Origin of the sequence: Actinopolymorpha sp. B9G3 (genome assembly GCF_040120725.1) — a bacterium.
Taxonomy (GTDB): domain Bacteria; phylum Actinomycetota; class Actinomycetes; order Propionibacteriales; family Actinopolymorphaceae; genus Thermasporomyces.
The window spans coordinates 168,467-185,909 of record NZ_JBEEAB010000009.1 but is presented as its reverse complement, the minus strand read 5'-3'; the positions used below and the strand labels follow the sequence as shown (position 1 = coordinate 185,909).

General features: G+C 69.4%; 12 protein-coding genes. 6 read left to right on the top strand and 6 right to left on the bottom strand.

Annotated elements, in window-relative coordinates; all coding sequences use genetic code 11:
- Nucleotides 1–24 precede the first annotated feature (24 nt).
- Nucleotides 25–825, top strand: coding sequence for a class I SAM-dependent methyltransferase (locus tag ABNF93_RS17660; RefSeq protein ID WP_349329181.1), 801 nt, complete (start codon nt 25–27; stop codon nt 823–825).
- A 60-nt stretch (nt 826–885) separates the two neighbouring features.
- Here the strand turns inward: ABNF93_RS17660 and ABNF93_RS17655 are convergent, their stop codons facing one another.
- Nucleotides 886–2,277 carry a hypothetical protein gene (locus ABNF93_RS17655; protein ID WP_349329180.1) on the bottom strand — a complete coding sequence of 464 codons (1,392 nt, stop codon included), beginning with the start codon at nt 2,275–2,277 and terminating at the stop codon, nt 886–888.
- A gap of 35 nt (nt 2,278–2,312) precedes the next feature.
- Between ABNF93_RS17655 and ABNF93_RS17650 the strand changes: the two genes are divergently transcribed.
- Together ABNF93_RS17650 and ABNF93_RS17645 are read left to right on the top strand one after the other, a co-directional pair.
- On the top strand, nt 2,313–3,038 hold the full coding sequence (locus ABNF93_RS17650) for a class I SAM-dependent methyltransferase (protein WP_349329179.1): 726 nt from the start codon (nt 2,313–2,315) through the stop codon (nt 3,036–3,038).
- Nucleotides 3,039–3,111: 73 nt separating this feature from the next.
- Nucleotides 3,112–3,918, top strand: a complete 807-nt coding sequence (locus ABNF93_RS17645) for a helix-turn-helix domain-containing protein (protein WP_349329178.1) — start codon at nt 3,112–3,114, stop codon at nt 3,916–3,918.
- Between the two features lie 94 nt (nt 3,919–4,012).
- Here ABNF93_RS17645 and ABNF93_RS17640 read toward each other — a convergent pair whose 3' ends face one another.
- Nucleotides 4,013–5,227, bottom strand: coding sequence for a S8 family peptidase (locus ABNF93_RS17640; protein ID WP_349329177.1), 1,215 nt, complete (start codon nt 5,225–5,227; stop codon nt 4,013–4,015).
- 479 nt (nt 5,228–5,706) lie between these two features.
- Between ABNF93_RS17640 and ABNF93_RS17635 the strand changes: the two genes are divergently transcribed.
- Nucleotides 5,707–6,786: a Gfo/Idh/MocA family protein gene (locus ABNF93_RS17635; protein WP_349329176.1), complete on the top strand. Its 1,080-nt coding sequence runs from the start codon at nt 5,707–5,709 to the stop codon at nt 6,784–6,786.
- 35 nt (nt 6,787–6,821) lie between these two features.
- Here the strand turns inward: ABNF93_RS17635 and ABNF93_RS17630 are convergent, their stop codons facing one another.
- The 3 genes from ABNF93_RS17630 to uvrA form a co-directional block, all read right to left on the bottom strand.
- Nucleotides 6,822–7,793 (bottom strand): NAD(P)/FAD-dependent oxidoreductase, encoded by a 972-nt coding sequence (locus ABNF93_RS17630; RefSeq protein WP_349329175.1) that lies wholly within the window; start codon nt 7,791–7,793, stop codon nt 6,822–6,824.
- Between the two features lie 170 nt (nt 7,794–7,963).
- Nucleotides 7,964–8,605 carry a nitroreductase family protein gene (locus ABNF93_RS17625; RefSeq protein ID WP_349329174.1) on the bottom strand — a complete coding sequence of 214 codons (642 nt, stop codon included), beginning with the start codon at nt 8,603–8,605 and terminating at the stop codon, nt 7,964–7,966.
- A gap of 11 nt (nt 8,606–8,616) precedes the next feature.
- Nucleotides 8,617–11,829, bottom strand: a complete 3,213-nt coding sequence (gene uvrA / locus ABNF93_RS17620; protein ID WP_349329173.1) for an excinuclease ABC subunit UvrA — start codon at nt 11,827–11,829, stop codon at nt 8,617–8,619.
- Nucleotides 11,830–12,303: 474 nt separating this feature from the next.
- Between uvrA and ABNF93_RS17615 the strand changes: the two genes are divergently transcribed.
- Together ABNF93_RS17615 and ABNF93_RS17610 are read left to right on the top strand one after the other, a co-directional pair.
- Nucleotides 12,304–13,305: a Gfo/Idh/MocA family protein gene (locus tag ABNF93_RS17615; RefSeq protein ID WP_349329172.1), complete on the top strand. Its 1,002-nt coding sequence runs from the start codon at nt 12,304–12,306 to the stop codon at nt 13,303–13,305.
- A 96-nt stretch (nt 13,306–13,401) separates the two neighbouring features.
- Nucleotides 13,402–14,397, top strand: a complete 996-nt coding sequence (locus ABNF93_RS17610; protein ID WP_349329171.1) for a Gfo/Idh/MocA family protein — start codon at nt 13,402–13,404, stop codon at nt 14,395–14,397.
- A 173-nt stretch (nt 14,398–14,570) separates the two neighbouring features.
- Here ABNF93_RS17610 and ABNF93_RS17605 read toward each other — a convergent pair whose 3' ends face one another.
- On the bottom strand, nt 14,571–17,249 hold the full coding sequence (locus tag ABNF93_RS17605) for a bifunctional acetate--CoA ligase family protein/GNAT family N-acetyltransferase (RefSeq protein ID WP_349329170.1): 2,679 nt from the start codon (nt 17,247–17,249) through the stop codon (nt 14,571–14,573).
- Nucleotides 17,250–17,443 lie beyond the last annotated feature (194 nt).

Here is a 17,443-nt window from a genome sequence, read left to right as displayed (position 1 = left end):
GTCTGTGCGCGTTAGCCTGCCGGCATGGCCTGGAACGCCGACCTTTACGACGCCAAGCACAGTTTCGTGACAGCGCTCGGCGCTGAAGTCGTGGACCTTCTCGCCGCACGGCCAGGCGAGCACGTCCTCGACCTCGGCTGCGGCACCGGCGACCATGTCGCCCAACTTCGCGAGGCCGGCGTCCTCGCGGTCGGTGCCGATGCGAGTCCGGCGATGATCGAGCGAGCCCGCGAAAAGCATCCCGGCCTGCCGGTCGACGTCGCCGACGCGCGTGACCTGCCGTACGACCGCGCGTTCGACGCGGTTCTGAGCAACGCGACGCTGCACTGGGTGCAGGAGGCAGATCAAGCCGCCCGCTCGATCGCCCGGGCGCTACGCCCTCGCGGGCGGTTCGTCGCGGAGTTCGGCGGTGCGGGCAACGTCGCGACGATCGTCGAGGCAGCCGAGGAGCTGCGCGTGGACCACGGCGTCGGGCGTTCCAGCTGTCCGTGGTACTTCCCGACGATCGGAGAGTACGCCGCGGTCCTCGAACGGTCCGGCTTCGAGGTCCGTCAGGCGTGGCTCTTCGACCGCCCGACGAGACTCGTGGGTGACGACGGTCTTGCCAACTGGCTCCGGATGTTCGGCCAGCATCTCGTGGCGGATGTGTCGGAGAGCGTCGGCTTCGTCGAGAGCCTCGTCGCCCGGCTTCGCCCGAAACTCCACCGCGACGGCTCCTGGTGGGCGGACTACCGCCGACTCCGGATCGACGCTGTGCTGGTCGACGCTGTGCTGGTCGACACCGTGCTGGTCGACGCTCCCAGCGCTGGCGACCCCCGGGCCTGAACCCGTCGCTCGGCGCGCGCTGGTTGGTGCGTACGACCGGTCAGCGGCCTGTGGTGCGCCTCAGACCGACGGCTCCGGGGCGAAGGGGCCGAGCACCGCGCCGTCGAGCATCGTCGGTGCCCGGCGCCAGGCCACCATCTCGCTTCCCCGCACCTCCCAGCGGGCGTCCCAGCTGGACTTGCGTTCGGCTTCGTCCAGTGCGTACGACAGCAGTCCGATCCGCGTCTGGAGCAGTCGGCGCCAGGGCATGGCGAGGCTCGTGGGGTCCGCTCCCGAGTCCGCCGATCCACCGCCGGCGCGACCGTGCCGGAGGCACACCCCGTGGGACCTGGCCATCCGCGGGGCGTACTCCTGGTCCGAGGCCACCAAACCCATCAGGCGCAGCTGCCGCCGGACCGCGGCCTCCTGCGCGCCGCACAACTGGCACGAGAGTCCGTGCCCGAGCATTCTGGGCGCCTTGACCTGCGACAGAGACCCAGCCTCGAGCCGGCGAAGGTACGCCTGGAGCTCCACCCGCCAGAGGCCGGCGACATGCTCGATCGCCGCGGCCACCGGGACCAGGAGACCGTCCTCGGTGAGTGTGAGACGCGCAGGATCCCCGTGATCCCGGAAGCCGGCCAGGTCTGCCACATGCCGGACGCACAGTGCGACATCCCCGCGCGGATCGGTCGCCTCAGCGCTCGCCGTTCCGGACAGCCAGCGAAGGTACCGCCATTCCACCAGGCCGGCCGCCGCGCACAACGGGCAGCACGGCCAGTCGAGAACCAGGTCGACGTCACCTGCTGGCCTCGCCCGCGTCACCTCCTCCGCATCCAGGACCTCCACCATCCGGGTCTCCCGGTAGCGCCGTCGGCGGGCGATGTCCGGGTCCGCGCTCACCAACTGGTCTCTCGCGGTGACCGGGTCCTTGGCGAGGCGGGCGTCCAGCATCGCCACGATCGCCCGTCCGATCATCGGAGCGCCCCTCTCGGCGACGGCGAGACCGTGGGTGAGGCAGAGCCCGTCGCCCGCCTCGAGCAGCTGGCGCGCCTCCGGATCGACCAGTCCGACGGCCAACGTTGCCAGGGCGTCGGACGTCGCCCGCGCCGCCGCTTCGCAGGCGGGGCACGCGCCGACACTCGGCGGACGTTCAGCTGCCAGCGCGTTCCCACCCGCCCGCGCCACGTCCGCGAACACCCAGCGGGCGAGCCACGAGACCGACGCACCCATGTCGAGCAGGTGTCGGGTGTGGGGAGCGCAGAAGCCGCCTGAGCGTTCCAGCCGTTCCCGCATGTCCGGATCGACCCGGGTGTCGTTTTCGTACGCGAAGAACCACCGGCGGACGGATTGCTCCGTACTCCGACAGACGGGACATCCCTCGCCACCCAATGCCTCGAGGACCTCGGCCCTGGTGCGCACGTCGGGGCGGGGGCCGCGCGCTGCGAACGCGGTCAGCCAGCGGCGAAAGGACATGCTCACAGTGTCGTCCATCGCTAAGGTCTTCCGGCATGGACGGCCCGAGGATCGTCGACGCCTTCGGCGAGCTGCTGCTCGCCACGTACGCCGGACGCAGCGGTTACGGCGCCATCGAGCGCGACGACGGCCTCCTCACGCCCCACGCGGGTGAGATCTACTTCACGGGGTCGGCGGACTGGTCCGACCTCGAGAGGGCTGCCTGCGACCGTTCCACCGGTCGCGTGCTCGACGCCGGCTGTGGTGCCGGGCGGCACAGTCTCTACCTGCAGGAACGCGGACTCGACGTCACCGCGATCGACCCCTCCCCCGGCGCCTGCCAGGTGGCCCGCGCACGAGGAGTCCGGAAGGTCCATCAGGTATGCCTGGAGGAGCTTCCCGTACTCGGCGAGCGCTTCGACACCTTCCTGTTGCTGGGCAACAACCTCGCCCTCCTGGGTACGCCGGAGCATGCGGACGTCGTTCTGGACGCTCTCGCCCGGTCGGCCACACCGAACGCGCAGGTCCTCGGTGGATGCCGCGATCCGTACGTCACCGACGATCCGGACCATCTCGATTATCACGCCCACAACCGGCGACATGGCCGCGCGGGCGGACAGACGCGCCTCCGCAGTCGGTTCGGCCGGCTCGCCGATCCGTGGTTCGACTACCTCTTCTGCTCCCGCGACGAGCTGGCGCGGTTGACCCAGCACTCACCGTGGCGACTCGCTGGCGTCGACCGGGAGGGGCCGGGCTACCTTGCCGAGCTGCGCCTGCGCTGAGCGCGAGAGGGCGACAGGCTCGCACGCCGTGCCGTCGGGCGCGGTTGTCCGAGGTCCGGGCTAGCGTTCGAGAGTGCACGGAGTCCAGATCCGTCCGCGCGCCTCCGCGCCCGCGCGACCGGGCGGCGATCACACCAACGCCGCGGCGACCTACGACGAGTGGGCGCCGCCGCCACATCTCGCCGACGATGTCGCCTGTCTGTGGTGGTCGTCGTTCGGCGACCGTTCGCCGATCCTCCCCGACGGATGCCTCGACATCATGGTCACGCCCGACCGGGCTGTGGTCGCGGGACCCGACACGCGGGCGTGGACGTCATCGATCCCTGTCGGCATGGTGATCCACGGCATCAGGTTCCGACCCGGCCGAGCGCCCCGGATCCTCGGGGTGCCAGCCGCCGACCTGCGCGACCAGCGCGTCGACCTCGCGGACCTGTGGGGATCCGCGGCGGCTCGGCAGGTCGTGGATCAGGTGAACACCGACCCCCGCCGCTTCGCGCCTCTCGTCACGGTGCGGCGGGACCATGCGATGGCGCCGGAGGTGGACTGCGAGATCGATCATGCCGTGCGTACACTCCTGGCCGGCGACGCCCGCCTCGGAGAGGTGCTGGGCGACGTCGGCCTCAGCGAGCGGCAGCTCCGGAGGCGCTTCACCGCCAGGGTCGGCTACGGTCCGGCGTTGTTCGTGCGCGTGGTCCGGATGCTGCGGATCCGGCACCTCGCGCGGATCGCACCCGCAGCCTCACTGGCCGACCTGGCGGCTACGACGGGCTATGCCGACCAGTCCCATCTCGCCCGCGACTGCCGGGACCTGGCGGGCATGTCCGCGACCTCGCTCCTGCGCCGGCCGGCGCAGGACAGCGCCACTGAGCACGTAGCCTGACGCGGCCTCGAGCGACGCTGCGGTTTCCGAATCCACGGCGTGAGGTTGGGAATGATCACGCATGCGTGATCATTCCCAACCCCGGTGAGACGCGCTATGAACCCGTGTAGAGCAGAACGTTCGGCGAACCCGCACCCGGGTCGCTCACGACGTCCGGGGTTCCGCCCGCCACAAGGGCATCGGCTACTGCCGCGGGAGCGGCCGCCGGGTCACCCTCGAGGTACAACGCCGCGGCACCTGCCACGTGCGGCGTCGCCATCGACGTACCGCTGATGACATTGGTCGCGGTGTCGCTGGTGTTCCACGTCGACTCGATGTCCGTACCAGGCGCGAAGATGTCGACGCAGGTGCCGATGTTGGAGAACGACGACCGTGCGTCGGAGTCCTCGGTCGCACCGACTGTGATTCCGTCCGTGACCCGCGCCGGCGAGCTTCCGCAGGCGTCCCCACCGCTGTCGTTTCCGGCGGCGAGAGCGTAGGTCACGCCATCGTTGATCGAGTTGACGACCGCGTCGTCGAGTGCGGTCGATGCGCCACCGCCGAGGCTCATGTTGGCCACGGCCGGAGCGCCGGCCTCGTGGTCCGACGTCACCCAGTCGATGCCGGCGACGACTCCCGCGATGGTGCCGCTTCCGCCACAGTCGAGCACCCGAACGGCGACGAGCTCGACGCCCTTGGCCACGCCGTAGGTCCCGGAACCGACCGTGCCGGCCACATGGGTGCCGTGCCCGTTGCAGTCATCGGCGCTACCGCCATCGACCGCGTCGAAACCACTGACCGCCCGGCCGCCGAAGTCCTGGTGACTGATGCGGATGCCGGTGTCGATGATGTACGCCGTGACGCCGGCGCCCGTGGCGTTGTAGGTGTAGCTGTTGTCGAGCGGAAGGCTCCGCTGGTCGATCCGGTCGAGCCCCCACGTCGCGGGCTCTTGGGTCTCGGTCGTGTGGACCCGCTGATCTGCCTCGACGTACTCGACCTCGGGGTTGGACCGCAACCGCTCCAGAGCCGTCGGAGACAGGGATGCCGAGAATCCGTCCAGGACTCTGGAGTACGTCGCGTGGACCGTGCCGCCCGCGTCTCGTGCCTCGACACGAGCCGACTTGGCGTCGGCGGACGTGACTCCGTCGCGCAGCTTGATGATGTAGCGGCCGTCGATGGCTGTCGCCCGCTCGGTGCCGATGAGCGGCGCCTGGTCGGACCCTCCCTTCTCATTCGGTTGCGCGGCCACTGCGGAGCTAGCGAGGCCTGCGACAGCGAGCAGCGCGGCTCCGACGACGGCGACTGGTCGCCGCCATGCAAGTTTCGTCACTGGGGGCCCCTCCTTTGCGTCTCGTGTGCCTGCGTATGGACGCCGGTGAAGAAGGGGTGAGGTGTCATGGTCCAAAGCACGTCGCCCGCGCAGGTTCTGCGATGACACCGCGTTCTGTCGTCCCCGCCCCGACTGCCGGGCTGATCCTGTTTTCTATGGGCCCGTCCCTTGTGTTGTCCAGTGAGAGGTCACCGATTCGGCACCAACCTGCCGAGAATCGGCGCGTTTGTCCGGTTTCGGTTACCTGAGGGTAACAACGCGCGCACCGAAGGACCCGATCAAAGGGACCGAGATGAACGCGCATGTCGCAGCACTGATCAGGTCCATGTGCGGAGTCCTCCCGCCCGCGGGGTTGCCGGCGATCGTGGCCACCATCGGGCATCCGCTCGCGTCATGTCCGGAACCTCGCCGAGGCTCGTAGTCGGCGGATGCGACCGCGCAGAAGCACGTGACGTTCCGACGATGAGGAGACACGACCCGTGGCATTACGTCTGATCCACGTAGGACTCGGTGGTTGGGGAGGCGACTGGGCGCGCAACGCCGTACCCCGGGTACCGACGGTTGACCGGGTGGCGATCGTCGACGCCGACGAGACCAACCTCGCCACGGCGCGGGAGAAGCTGCAACTCGGCGCCGACAGGTGCTTCACCGATCTCCGGTCTGCGTTCGAACGCACCGATGCCGATGCCGTCCTGATCACCGCAAGCGTGGCGGCGCATGTCCCGCTGGCGGTGCAGGCGCTGCGGGCCGGAAAGCATGTGCTCGTGGAAAAGCCCTTCGCACCGACGGTCGCGGAAGCCCGTCAGGTCGTGGACGTCGCCGACGAGGCGGGTCGCACGGTGATGGTGAGCCAGAACTACCGCTTCTATCCCGCCGCACGCGCGGCCGCCGGGCTGGTCGCCAAGGAGTACGTCGGCCCACTCGGTCTGGTCAGGGTGGACTTCCGGAAGTGGGCGAACGCGGCGCCGGTCGGCGCACACCGCCACTATCAGCTCGTCCACCCACTGCTGTATGACATGGCGATCCATCATTTCGACCTGATGCGGATGGTGACCGGCCAGGAACCGGTCAAGGTGTTCGCCCAGGTGACGGACCCGCCGTGGAGCAACTTCAACGACCCGGCGGCGGCGACGCTCACGATCGCCTTCGATGGTGGGACGGTCGTGAGCTACCGCGGCAGCTGGGTGAGCAGTGGCGAACCGACGACCTGGTCCGGCGACTGGCACCTCGAGTGCGAGAAGGGCGAGATCTACTGGACCGGCCGGGACGGCCCTGCCGGCGCGACCGAGGCCGACGTGCTGTCCGTGCGCCATCTCCCCGGGGCCGGCCGTGCCGCTGGTGTCATCGGCGGTGACCAGGTGGAAGTCCTTGATCCGGTGGCTCTGGCAGGCGTGGAGTATGTAGGCCGGGCCGGTGCCCTGGCGGAGTTCGCCCGGGCCATCGCCGCCGGGGACGAGCCGGAGAGCTCGGGGCGCCGCAACCTGGCGAGCCTCGCGATCTCGGAGGCGGCGGCCCGGTCGGTGGTGTCCGGGCAGGTCGAGCTGGTCACGCTCTCCTGACCCATGCCACGCGCAAGGTCCACTCCAGCGACGCCTCAGTGGGCGTCGCTGGAGTGGCCGGGGAAGATCTTCGCGCCCGGCCGGATCAGCGGCACGGCGTTGTTGACCGCGGTCGCGACCTCGCCGAATCCCGTCGCGATCAACTTGACCTTGCCGTCGTAGTCCGCGATGTCCCCGGCCGCGAACACCCGCGGGAGGTTCGTCCGCATCGCCGAGTCGACAACGATGTGGCGCTTCCGCTGGTCAAGGCCCCACCGGCTCATCGGCCCGAGGTCGGCGAGAAAGCCCAGGGCGGCGACGACGGCCTGGACCTCGATCCGCTCGCTTTCCTGGGTGGCGTTGTTGACGATCTCCACGGCCTCGATCCGATCGTCCCCGGCGACGTCGCGGACCTCCCAGGGGGTGAGGAGGCGTACGCGTGAGGTGCGTACCCGCTCGACGGTGTGTTCGTGGGCGCGGAACTTCGTCCGCCGGTGGATGAGGGTGATCGACCGGGCCAACGGTTCGAGGCTGATCGCCCAGTCGAACGCCGAGTCTCCCCCGCCGACGATGAGCACGTCCAGGTCAGCCAGCTCGGCGAGCTTGGGCACGAAGTAGCGCAACCCCCGGCCCTCGTACTCCTGTCCGACCGGCAACCGCTTCGGGCTGAACGTCCCGATCCCGGCGGTGATCAGCACGGCTCTGGCGGCGAACTCGAGCCCTTGCTCGGTGCTCACTTCGACGATCTCGGGGCCGTGGTCGAGCACCTCGGCACGCTGCCCGAGGAGGTAGGCCGGGTCGAACTGCCCGGCCTGCTCGACCAGTCGGTCCACCAGTTCCTGGCCCTTGACCGCGGGGAGACCGGCGACGTCGTAGATGAGCTTCTCGGGATACATCGCGGTGACCTGGCCGCCCGGCTCCGGGAGGGAGTCCATGACCGCCACGGACAGGCCTCGAAAGCCGGCGTAGTAGGCGCCGAACAGCCCCACGGGCCCGGCGCCGATGATCAGCAGATCCGTTTCGATCATGCGTAGAACTCTCCGCGGCCCGACGTGCAACGGCCCGGGTCGGAGCGTGCGTCACTCGGTGTCCCGCGCCTTCACCCTACGTGGAGGACCCGCGGGTCCGGGGGAAACGCGCACCTCACCCGATCGCGACACGCGACCACGACGACGCCGCCGTCCGGCGACTGGACTTCTCAGCCCTGCCAGGTCTCCCAGAAGGTGATCTCCTCGGCCGGCTGGCGCTTCGCCGGCTTGAAGTCGGTGCCGAGGGTGTAGGCAACAGGGAGCATCGCGGCCTGGGTGACGTCGGCTGGGATTCCGAGCAGGTCCGCCGCCTCCTGCGCGTGGGCGAGGTGAAACGTGGTCCACACGGAGCCGAGCCCGCGTGAACGGAGGGCGAGTTGGAAGCTCCAGATCGCCGGGTGGATGGAACCGAAGAACGAGGCGGCATACCGCACGTCGGTGACCCGGCCATGGATGCAGGGGATCGCCAGGACCGGTACGAGGTCGATGACCTCGAGCAGGTGGCGTGCGGACTCCCGCACCCGCGCCAGCTGTTCGTCGACGGGTACCGCCTCGTCCGATGCGGCGGCCCGCATGTAGGCCGCTCCGCCGGAGCGGTACAGCTCGGCGAGCCTCGCCCGTTTGTCCTGCTCGGTGACGATGACCCAACGCCAGCCCTGGCTGTTGCTGCCGGTCGGCGCCTGCTGGCTCAACCTGATGCAGTCGAGGATCACGTCACGCTCGACCGGGCGGTCAAGGTCGAGGCGCTTGCGTACGGCCCGCGTGGTGGAGAGAAGCCTGTCAGTTGTCGCGGTGTCGAAAGGCACGCCCATGCCGGCAGACCCTACCGGCCGCTCCGCCGTGCGGACGCCGAGCGGCCACCAGCTGAACGGCCGGCGGTTGCCTTCTTCGTCGCTCCTCCAGCGGTGTTGTTCACGGCAGCCTTCTTCGCACTCTTCTGCGCGGCCGTCCTCCTCGCCGGGGCCTTCTTCGCTGTGTTCTCCGACGTAGCTGTCTTGGTCCCGGCCCCGGCCGACTTGCCCTTGCTTCCCGCTGCCTTGCTCCCCGCTGCCCTGGACCCCGCTGCCCTGGTCGGCGTCGATGCCTTCTTGCCGGCGTTGGGCCGCTCCTTCCTGGGGTCAGTGACCTTCGCCTTGGTGGTCCGTACGGCACCGGTCTCCCGGGCGGCGGCCAGCGCACGTCTCGAGTGCTCCGCATAGTCCGGGAGCACCTGCCGCAGGAACTGGCCGGTGTAGCTGTCCTCGTCGGCCGCGACGTCTTCCGGTGCGCCTTCGGAGATCACCTCGCCACCGCGGTTGCCGCCTTCGGGACCGAGGTCGATCAGCCAGTCGGCCGTCTTGATCACATCGAGGTTGTGCTCGATGACGATCACGGTGTTGCCCTGATCGACCAGACGCCCCAGCACGCCAAGCAGCTTGCGGATGTCCTCGAAATGCAGACCCGTCGTGGGCTCGTCGAGGACGTACAGCGTGCGGCCGGTCGACCGCTTCTGCAGCTCCGACGCCAGCTTGACCCGCTGAGCCTCGCCACCGGAGAGCGTCGGCGCGGGCTGGCCCATGCGCACGTATCCCAGCCCGACGTCGACGAGGGTACGCAGGTGCCGCGCGATCGGCGGGATCGCCTCGAAGAACTCCAATGCCTCCTCGATCGGCATGTCGAGGACCTCGGCGATGGTCTTGCCCTTGTAGTGGACTTCGAGCGTCTCCCGGTTGTACCGCGCGCCGTGGCATACCTCGCAGGGGACGTAGACGTCCGGCAGGAAGTTCATCTCGATCTTGATCGTGCCGTCACCGGAGCACGCCTCGCACCGGCCGCCCTTGACGTTGAACGAGAAGCGCCCCGGCTGGTAGCCGCGGATCTTCGCTTCCGGCGTCTCGGCGAACAACCGGCGGATGTGGTCGAACACCCCGGTGTAGGTCGCCGCGTTGGACCGCGGGGTACGCCCGATCGGCGACTGGTCGACGTGGATCACTTTGTCGACGTGCTCGGTTCCGGTGATCTTCTGGTGCCGGCCCGGCACCTCGCGGGCGCCGTAGATCTGCTTCGCGAGCGCGGTGTAGAGAATGTCGTTGACCAGCGTCGACTTCCCGGAACCCGAGACGCCGGTCACGGCGATGAAGGTGCCGAGCGGGAAGGACACGGTGACATCGCGCAGGTTGTGCTCCCACGCCTTGTGCACGGTGAGGGTCCGTCCGGGCGTGCGAGGCCGCCGCATGTCCGGCAACGGGATCTCCCGGCGGCCCGACAGGTAGGCACCGGTCAGCGAGTCCGGGTGCTTGAGTAGGCCGCTCAACGGCCCGGTGTGCACGACCTGTCCGCCGTGTTCGCCAGCACCAGGACCGATGTCGACGACCCAGTCGGCGGTCCGGATGGTGTCCTCGTCGTGCTCGACGACGATGAGGGTGTTGCCGATGTCGCGGAGCCGGACGAGCGTCTCGATCAGCCGGTGGTTGTCGCGCTGGTGCAGCCCGATTGACGGCTCGTCGAGGACGTAGAGCACCCCGACGAGACCCGACCCGATCTGGGTGGCCAGCCGGATCCGCTGCGCCTCGCCACCGGACAGCGATCCCGACGGGCGGTCGAGGGTGAGGTAGTCGAGCCCGACGTCGAGCAGGAACCGCAGCCGCTCGCCGATCTCCTTGACCACGCGTTCGGCGATCTGCTTCTCTCGCGGGCTGAGGTCCATGGACCGCTGGAACTCCGCCACGTCGCCGATCGGCAGCGCACAGACCTCGGCGATCGACTTGCCGGCGATCGTCACCGCCAGCGACATCGGCTTGAGCCGGGAACCCCGGCAGGCCGGGCAGGGCACCTCGCGCATGTAGCCCTCGAACCGCTCACGGCTGGAGTCGGACTCGGCCTCGGCATGGCGCCGGGAGACGTACGGGATCACGCCTTCGTACGTGGTGTAGTAGGACCGCTCGCGCCCGTAGCGGTTCTTGTAGCCGACATGGACCTGGTCGGAGTATCCGTGCAGGAGGGCCTTGCGCGCCTTGGCCGGCAGGCGTTCGAACGCCATGTCCGTGCGGAACCCGATCGTCGTCGCGAGCGCCTCGACGAGCCGGCCGAAGTAGTCGGACATGTGCGCGCCGGTCCACGGGGCCAGGGCGCCCTCGTCGAGGGACTTCGTCGGGTCGGGCACCACCAGGTCGGGGTCGACCTCCATCTTGGTGCCGAGCCCGGTGCACTCCGGGCAGGCGCCGTACGGCGAGTTGAAGGAGAACGAGCGTGGCTCGAGCTCCTCGAACGACAGGTCGTCCACCGGGCAGTACAGGTGCTCCGACCAGACCCGCTCCCGGTGCGGGTCGGTTTCGGGGAGGTCGACGAAGTCGAGTGTCACCAGTCCCCCGCCCAGGTGGAGCGCCGTCTCGATCGAGTCGGTGAGCCGGCGTTTCGCCGAACCCTTCACGGTGAGCCGGTCGACAACCACCTCGACCGTGTGCTTCTTCTGCTTGTCGAGCTTCGGCACATCGGCAAGGGGATAGACGGTGCCGTCGACCCGTGCGCGGGAGTAGCCCTGCGTGGTGAGCTGCCTGAACAGGTCGAGGTACTCGCCCTTGCGCCCCCGCACCAACGGTGCCAGCACCTGGAACCGCGAACCCTCCTCGAGCTCGAGCACCCGGTCGACGATCTGTTGCGGCGTCTGCCGGGCGATGGGCTGGCCGCACTTCGGGCAGTGCGGGTGCCCGATCCGGGCATAGAGCAGGCGGAGGTAGTCGTAGACCTCCGTGATCGTGCCGACAGTCGACCGGGGGTTGCGCGACGTCGACTTCTGGTCGATCGACACCGCCGGCGAGAGGCCCTCGATGAAGTCGACGTCGGGCTTGTCCATCTGGCCCAGGAACTGCCGGGCGTACGCCGAAAGTGACTCGACGTAGCGCCGCTGGCCTTCGGCGAAGATCGTGTCGAATGCGAGACTCGACTTGCCGGATCCCGACAGCCCCGTGAACACGATGAGCGCGTCACGTGGCAGCTCGAGCGAGATGTCCTTCAGGTTGTGTTCGCGAGCGCCTCGAATGATGAGCTGGTCGGCCACGTCGGCGGTTCCGTCCTCGGCTGGCGGTGCTGGTGGATAGGAGGTCGTTGGCGTTTGTGCTGGTCAGGGCGGTAAAAGGCAGGATTCCGTAGGATCAGGTGAGGGGTGGGGCCGCAGGGGATGACCACACGCTCGGACATGCTAACCGCGCCCACCGACAAGCCTCTCTCGGTGAACGCACGACCGACAATCGGTCCCGGCGAAGGACGATCTTTGCGTGGCATCGGGCCGGGCCACACCGTCTCCCCGTGCATGGGTGTCGAACCTCCCGGTCGGCCGTCCTGGATCAGGGAGCCCAGTGTCCTCCATGCCACCGACATGCGGCCATAACCGGCCGACTCCACGCTGCCGGGTTGGACGAAGCAGCCCGTACGCCGGAAAGAATGGACAACGAGTCCGCTCCCCGGAACGCCCGGATCCCCCGGATCCGTTCCGTACGACCGGGGGGTCCGTACCACCACAGAATGGGTATCGATGCTTCGTCTTGCCATGCTGAGCTTCTGGCACGTCCATGCCGGCGGGTACGCCCGACAGGCACAGCAACACCCGGACACCACCCTCACCGCCGCCTGGGACGAGGAGCCCGACCGCGGCCGCGCCGAGGCCGAGAAGCTCGGCATCCCCTTCCACGACGATCTTCACGAGCTCCTGGCGCGAGACGACGTGGACGGCGTGATCATTGACACTCCGACCAACATCCACCCCGAGGTCATCGGCGCGGCGGCCCGTGCCGGCAAGCACATCTTCACGGAGAAGGTCCTCGCCCTGACCGTCCGGGAGTGCAACGAGATCCTGGCCGAGGTCGACAAGGCCGGCGTGACGCTGATGCTGTCCCTGCCACGGCTCTACGACGGCTACACGCAGGCGGTCACCGAGGTGCTCGAGGCCGGTCACCTGGGCGATCTCGCCGTCGTCCGTACCCGACTGTCCCACGGCGGCGCGGTCGGCGAGGGCTGGCTGCCCGCCCACTTCTACGACCCCGAGCAGTGTGGTGGCGGCGCGCTGATCGACCTCGGCTGCCACCCGATGTACCTCGCCCGCCTCTTCCTCGGCAGGCTGCCCGAGTCGGTCAGCGCCAGCTACGGCCACGTCACGGGCCGGGCCGTGGAGGACAACGCCGTCGCGACGCTGCGCTATCCGGACGGTGCCCTGGCCGTCGTCGAGGCCGGCTTCGCCACGACGTACTCCCCGTTCTCGATCGAGATCCACGGCACCCTCGGGAGCCTGCTCTACGGCACGCCCGAGGACAAGCTCCTCGTCCGCAGCCCGGGCCACGACGACGGCAAGTCCTGGGTCGAGCTGCCGATCCCGGAGCGCCAGCCGTCGGCGTTCGAGCAGTGGGTCACCCACATCGGCAACGGCTCCAAGCCGACCGCGAACGTCGAGATCGGGCTCGACCTCACCCGCCTGATGGAAGCCGCCAACCACTCGGTCGCCATCGACGCACCGGTACGCATCGACAGCATCGGCGACTGAACGAAGCCACCACGTTCCACGTCACGGGAGTCACGAGCAGCGCCGCCCGCCTGTGCTGGTTCACACCTGCAGTACGCATCAAGGAGGAACATCCATATGACCGTGAACGTCGGGCTCATCGGCTGCGGCGGTATCTCCAACCCGCATGTCCGGGGCTACCTGGAGATCCCCGACCAGGCGAAGGTGACCGCGGTCGCCGACGTCTCCGAGGACAACGCCCGCACCCGCGCCGAGCAGGTAGGTGGCGCGAAGATCTTCTCCGACTACAAGGACCTGATCGCGAACGGCGGTGTCGACGCGGTCGACATCTGCCTCCCCCACCACCTGCACGCCGACGCGATCATCGCCGCGGCCGAGGCGGGCAAGCACGTCCTCTGCGAGAAGCCGCTCTGTATCACGACCGAGGAAGCCGACAAGATCACCAAGGTCGTCCAGGACACCGGCATCACGCTGATGTGCGCGCACAACCAGCTCTTCATGCCGCCGGTCGCCAAGGCGCGGGAGCTGATCCAGAGCGGTGCGCTCGGCAAGGTCTACGAACTGCGGACCACCGACAGCTTCTTCAACCGCGGCCTGAACTCCGACATGGGGTGGCGCGGGCACCTCGAGATGGCGGGCGGTGGCGAACTCATCGACACCGGCTACCACCCGACCTACCTGCTGCTCCACCTCGCGACGTCGGAGCCCTCCGAGGTCGTCGCGATGACGAGCAAGCACCGGCTGGAGATGGACGGTGAGGACTCCGCGCGGGTACTCGTCCGCTTCGCCGACGGCAGCGTGGGTGAGATCGTGACGAGTTGGGCGTACATCCCGTCGTCCAACACCGAACGGTTCTCCGTCGTCGCGGAGAAGGGCACCCTCTGGAGCGACGGCAAGACGCTGCACCACCGGACGGTCGAGGGAGTGGAGACGACGACCGAGTTCCCCGATGTCGCGGCGTTCTCGGCGGAGATCGCCGACTTCATCGGCTGCATCACCGAGGGGCGGAGGCCCATCAACACCGAGGTGGAGGGCGTGCACGTCCTCAAGGTGATCCTCGGTGCGTACGCCTCCGTGCGGGAGAAGCGGATCATCACCCTCGCCGACCTGTAGGCCCCCGAACGGACCATCCTGGCGCATATGACCACGCCAGGCAGGTTCGTGGAACCCGGGCAGGCGTCGACGCCTGCCCGGGTTCCACACGCCTGGCCGACCAGGCAACGCACCACCGCCCCGGCGGCCATGCAGAACCATCACCGTGCCCGTGCACGACGACCGTCAACTCCTCACGGGCGGGTGAGGCGGCGGGCGTACCAGTCGCTGCGGGCCTGCGGCTCCACCGGCACGAGCTGCACCCGTGCGCCGAGCACGGCCACGCCGGACGCCCCCGCCATCACCGGTCCGAGCTCGGCAGCCAGCACCTCGGGGATGTCGTACGCCAGCCGCGCCAGGCGATGCATCAGGTCGGCGAGCGCATCGACGTCGGCGTGCTCACCGCCGCGGTGGCCGAAGAGCAGGGGCGCCGCCCGCACCTCCCGGATCATCTCGGCGGCGTCGACATCGGTGAGCGGCGGCATCCGGTACGCCAGGTCGTCGAGCAGGTCGGTCGCGACTCCCGCCAGGCCGAAGGACACGATCGGCCCGAAGAGCCGGTCCTCGACACACTTGACGAGCACCGGCACCCCGGGCGGCGCCATCTTCTGCACCACGAAGCCGGCGGAGTCGGGGGCGCCGAGGCTCGCGACCATCGTCTCCCAGGCATCGCGCATCTCGGCCTCGACGTCGATGTTGCGCCACACGTCGGCAAGATCGGGACGCTGGCGCAGGTGCGGTGCGGTCGCCTTCAGGGCGACGTCCCAGCCGAGGCGCTCGGCGGCTGTGACGGCCGCGTCTACCGAGTCCACCTCGTACGCCGGCCAGAGGTCGATGCCGTAACAGCCCAGGAGCTTTTCGAGCGTCCCTCCCTCGATGTCGGTACCCGTGGAGTACTCGGCGAGGACCCTCTCGACGACAAGCCGGGCGCGGTCCTCCTCGCCGCCGTCGAGCGTCGGGATCCGGCCCTGGGGCCGCGCCCGCCACCGTGCGTACTCGGCGGCCTTGGCGAGCGCACGCACCGCGGCTTCCGGGGTCGCGTACGACGGCACCGAACCTCGCCCGGCCCTCCCTCGCTCGTCGTACCGGCGCAGCGGCTCCGGCACGCCCTGACTGCCGAGGAAGGTGACGACGATCGGCTTCGTACACCCGCTCGCGACGCGACCGATCGCGGCGGCCACGTCGGCACCGGTCACGTCGATGGGTGACACGTAGACGGCGACAACCGAGTGGACGGAGTCGTCTGCCACCGCGTCGGTCAACGCCTGCTCGAAGTCCTCCGCGGTCGCGTCGGGGCGCAGGGCCGGCAGTCGACGGACGACATGCATGCCGGCCCCGGCGGCCGCGTCGGTCGCGAGCATGCCCAGCGCGTCGGAGTTGCCCACCACCGCGATGTCGGGCCCCGTGGGCAGCGGTTGGTACGCCAGCAGCTGTGCGACGTCGAGCAACTCGTCGAACGTGTCGACCAGCACCACACCCGCCTGCCGGAACATCGCGTCGACGGCGGCCTGGGGTACCGACGTCTGCGGTACGAGGTGGCCGACGGGGACGCCCTGGGTGAAACGCCCCGAGCGTACGGCGACGACCGGCTTGGTTCGCGACATCTGCCGAGCGATCCTGCCGAACTTGCGCGGGTTGCCGATCGACTCGAGGTACAGGAGTACGACGTCGGTCGACGGGTCGTCGATCCAGTACTGCAACAGGTCGTTGGCCGACACGTCGGCGCGGTTGCCCGCGGACACGAACGTCGACAACCCGAGTCCACGCTCGGCGAGAGTCTGCAGGATCACCGTGCCCAGCTCGCCGGACTGGCAGAAGAACCCGATGCCACCCCGGCCAGGGACCACGCTGGCGAGGGTGGCGTTGAGCGAGAGGTCAGGGTCGGAGTTGATGATGCCGAGCGCGCTCGGCCCGATCACCCGGAGTCCGTGCGCCCGGGCCAACCGGGTCAGCTCCCGCTGGCGGTCGCGTCCTTCCGGTCCGGTCTCGGCGAAGCCGCTGGACACCACGATGAGGCCGTGGATCCCCTTCGCCGCGCAGTCCGTCACGACGTCGCGCACGGCGTCGGCGGGCACGGCGACCACGGCGAGGTCGACCTCACCCGGGATGTCGAGGACGCTGCCGTACGCCGGAACACCGGCCACCGCGCGGGCCGCCGGGTTGACGGCGTACACCGGGCCGGTGAATCCGCCGACGACCAGGTTGCGCACCAACGTCTGGCCCACCTTGTCCCGCGAGCGGCTCGCACCGACGACGGCCACCGAGCGTGGGGTGAGCAGGCGTTCGACCGACCGCGCCTCGGCCCGGTGTTCCCGCGCGGCCATCACCTCCAGGCTCATCGCGGTCGGCTCGATCTCGAGTGCGAACACGGCGATGCCGTCCTCGATCTCGCCCGCCGTCTCATACCCCGCCTCGCGGAAGACCACGGCCATGCGGCGATTGTCGGGAAGCACCTCGGCGGTGAACTTCTCGATGCCGTTCTCCCGCGCCGCCTGGGCGAGGTGCTCGAGCAGGACGCTCCCGGCGCCGCGGCCCTGGTCGGCGTCCTGCACCAGGAAGGCGGCCTCCGCCGTCGTGGCCCCGGTCCGGTCGTAACGTGCGACGGCGATCATCTCGTCGGCAACGGTGAGGATGAGCGCCACCCGGTCGCGGTGGTCGACGTGGGTGAAGCGGTCGACGTCGGCCTTGGACAGGCGGGGGTACGGCGCGAAGAAGCGGAAGTACTTCGACTCGGCCGAGACCCTCCCGTAGAACGCGACCAGACGTTCGGCATCGTCGGGCCGGATCGGGCGGAGTGCCGCCGTACCCCCGTCGCGGAGCACGACGTCGGCCTCCCAGCTCGCCGGGTAGGGCAACCCGCCCGTGGCATCCACGCGTACGAATGTAGCCCGGGCCACGGCATCCCGGCGTACCGGGAAAGGCACCTCCGCACGGGCCGAGCACGGCGGCGGGCGCACACACGCCCGCGACGGCGGCCGCACGCACACGGCCGAGCACAGCCGCCGCAACATAGGTTGACAAGTCCGGGCAGGTCAACGTAGGTTGACAACCGACCCGGCTGTCAATG

Coding starts and splice junctions, on each gene's coding strand:
- ABNF93_RS17615 (WP_349329172.1), top strand. CDS start 12,304: ATGCTTCGTCTTGCCATGCTGAGCTTCTGGCACGTCCATGCCGGCGGG.
- ABNF93_RS17650 (WP_349329179.1), top strand. CDS start 2,313: ATGGACGGCCCGAGGATCGTCGACGCCTTCGGCGAGCTGCTGCTCGCC.
- ABNF93_RS17630 (WP_349329175.1), bottom strand. CDS start 7,793: ATGATCGAAACGGATCTGCTGATCATCGGCGCCGGGCCCGTGGGGCTG.
- ABNF93_RS17655 (WP_349329180.1), bottom strand. CDS start 2,277: ATGTCCTTTCGCCGCTGGCTGACCGCGTTCGCAGCGCGCGGCCCCCGC.
- ABNF93_RS17625 (WP_349329174.1), bottom strand. CDS start 8,605: ATGGGCGTGCCTTTCGACACCGCGACAACTGACAGGCTTCTCTCCACC.
- ABNF93_RS17660 (WP_349329181.1), top strand. CDS start 25: ATGGCCTGGAACGCCGACCTTTACGACGCCAAGCACAGTTTCGTGACA.
- ABNF93_RS17610 (WP_349329171.1), top strand. CDS start 13,402: ATGACCGTGAACGTCGGGCTCATCGGCTGCGGCGGTATCTCCAACCCG.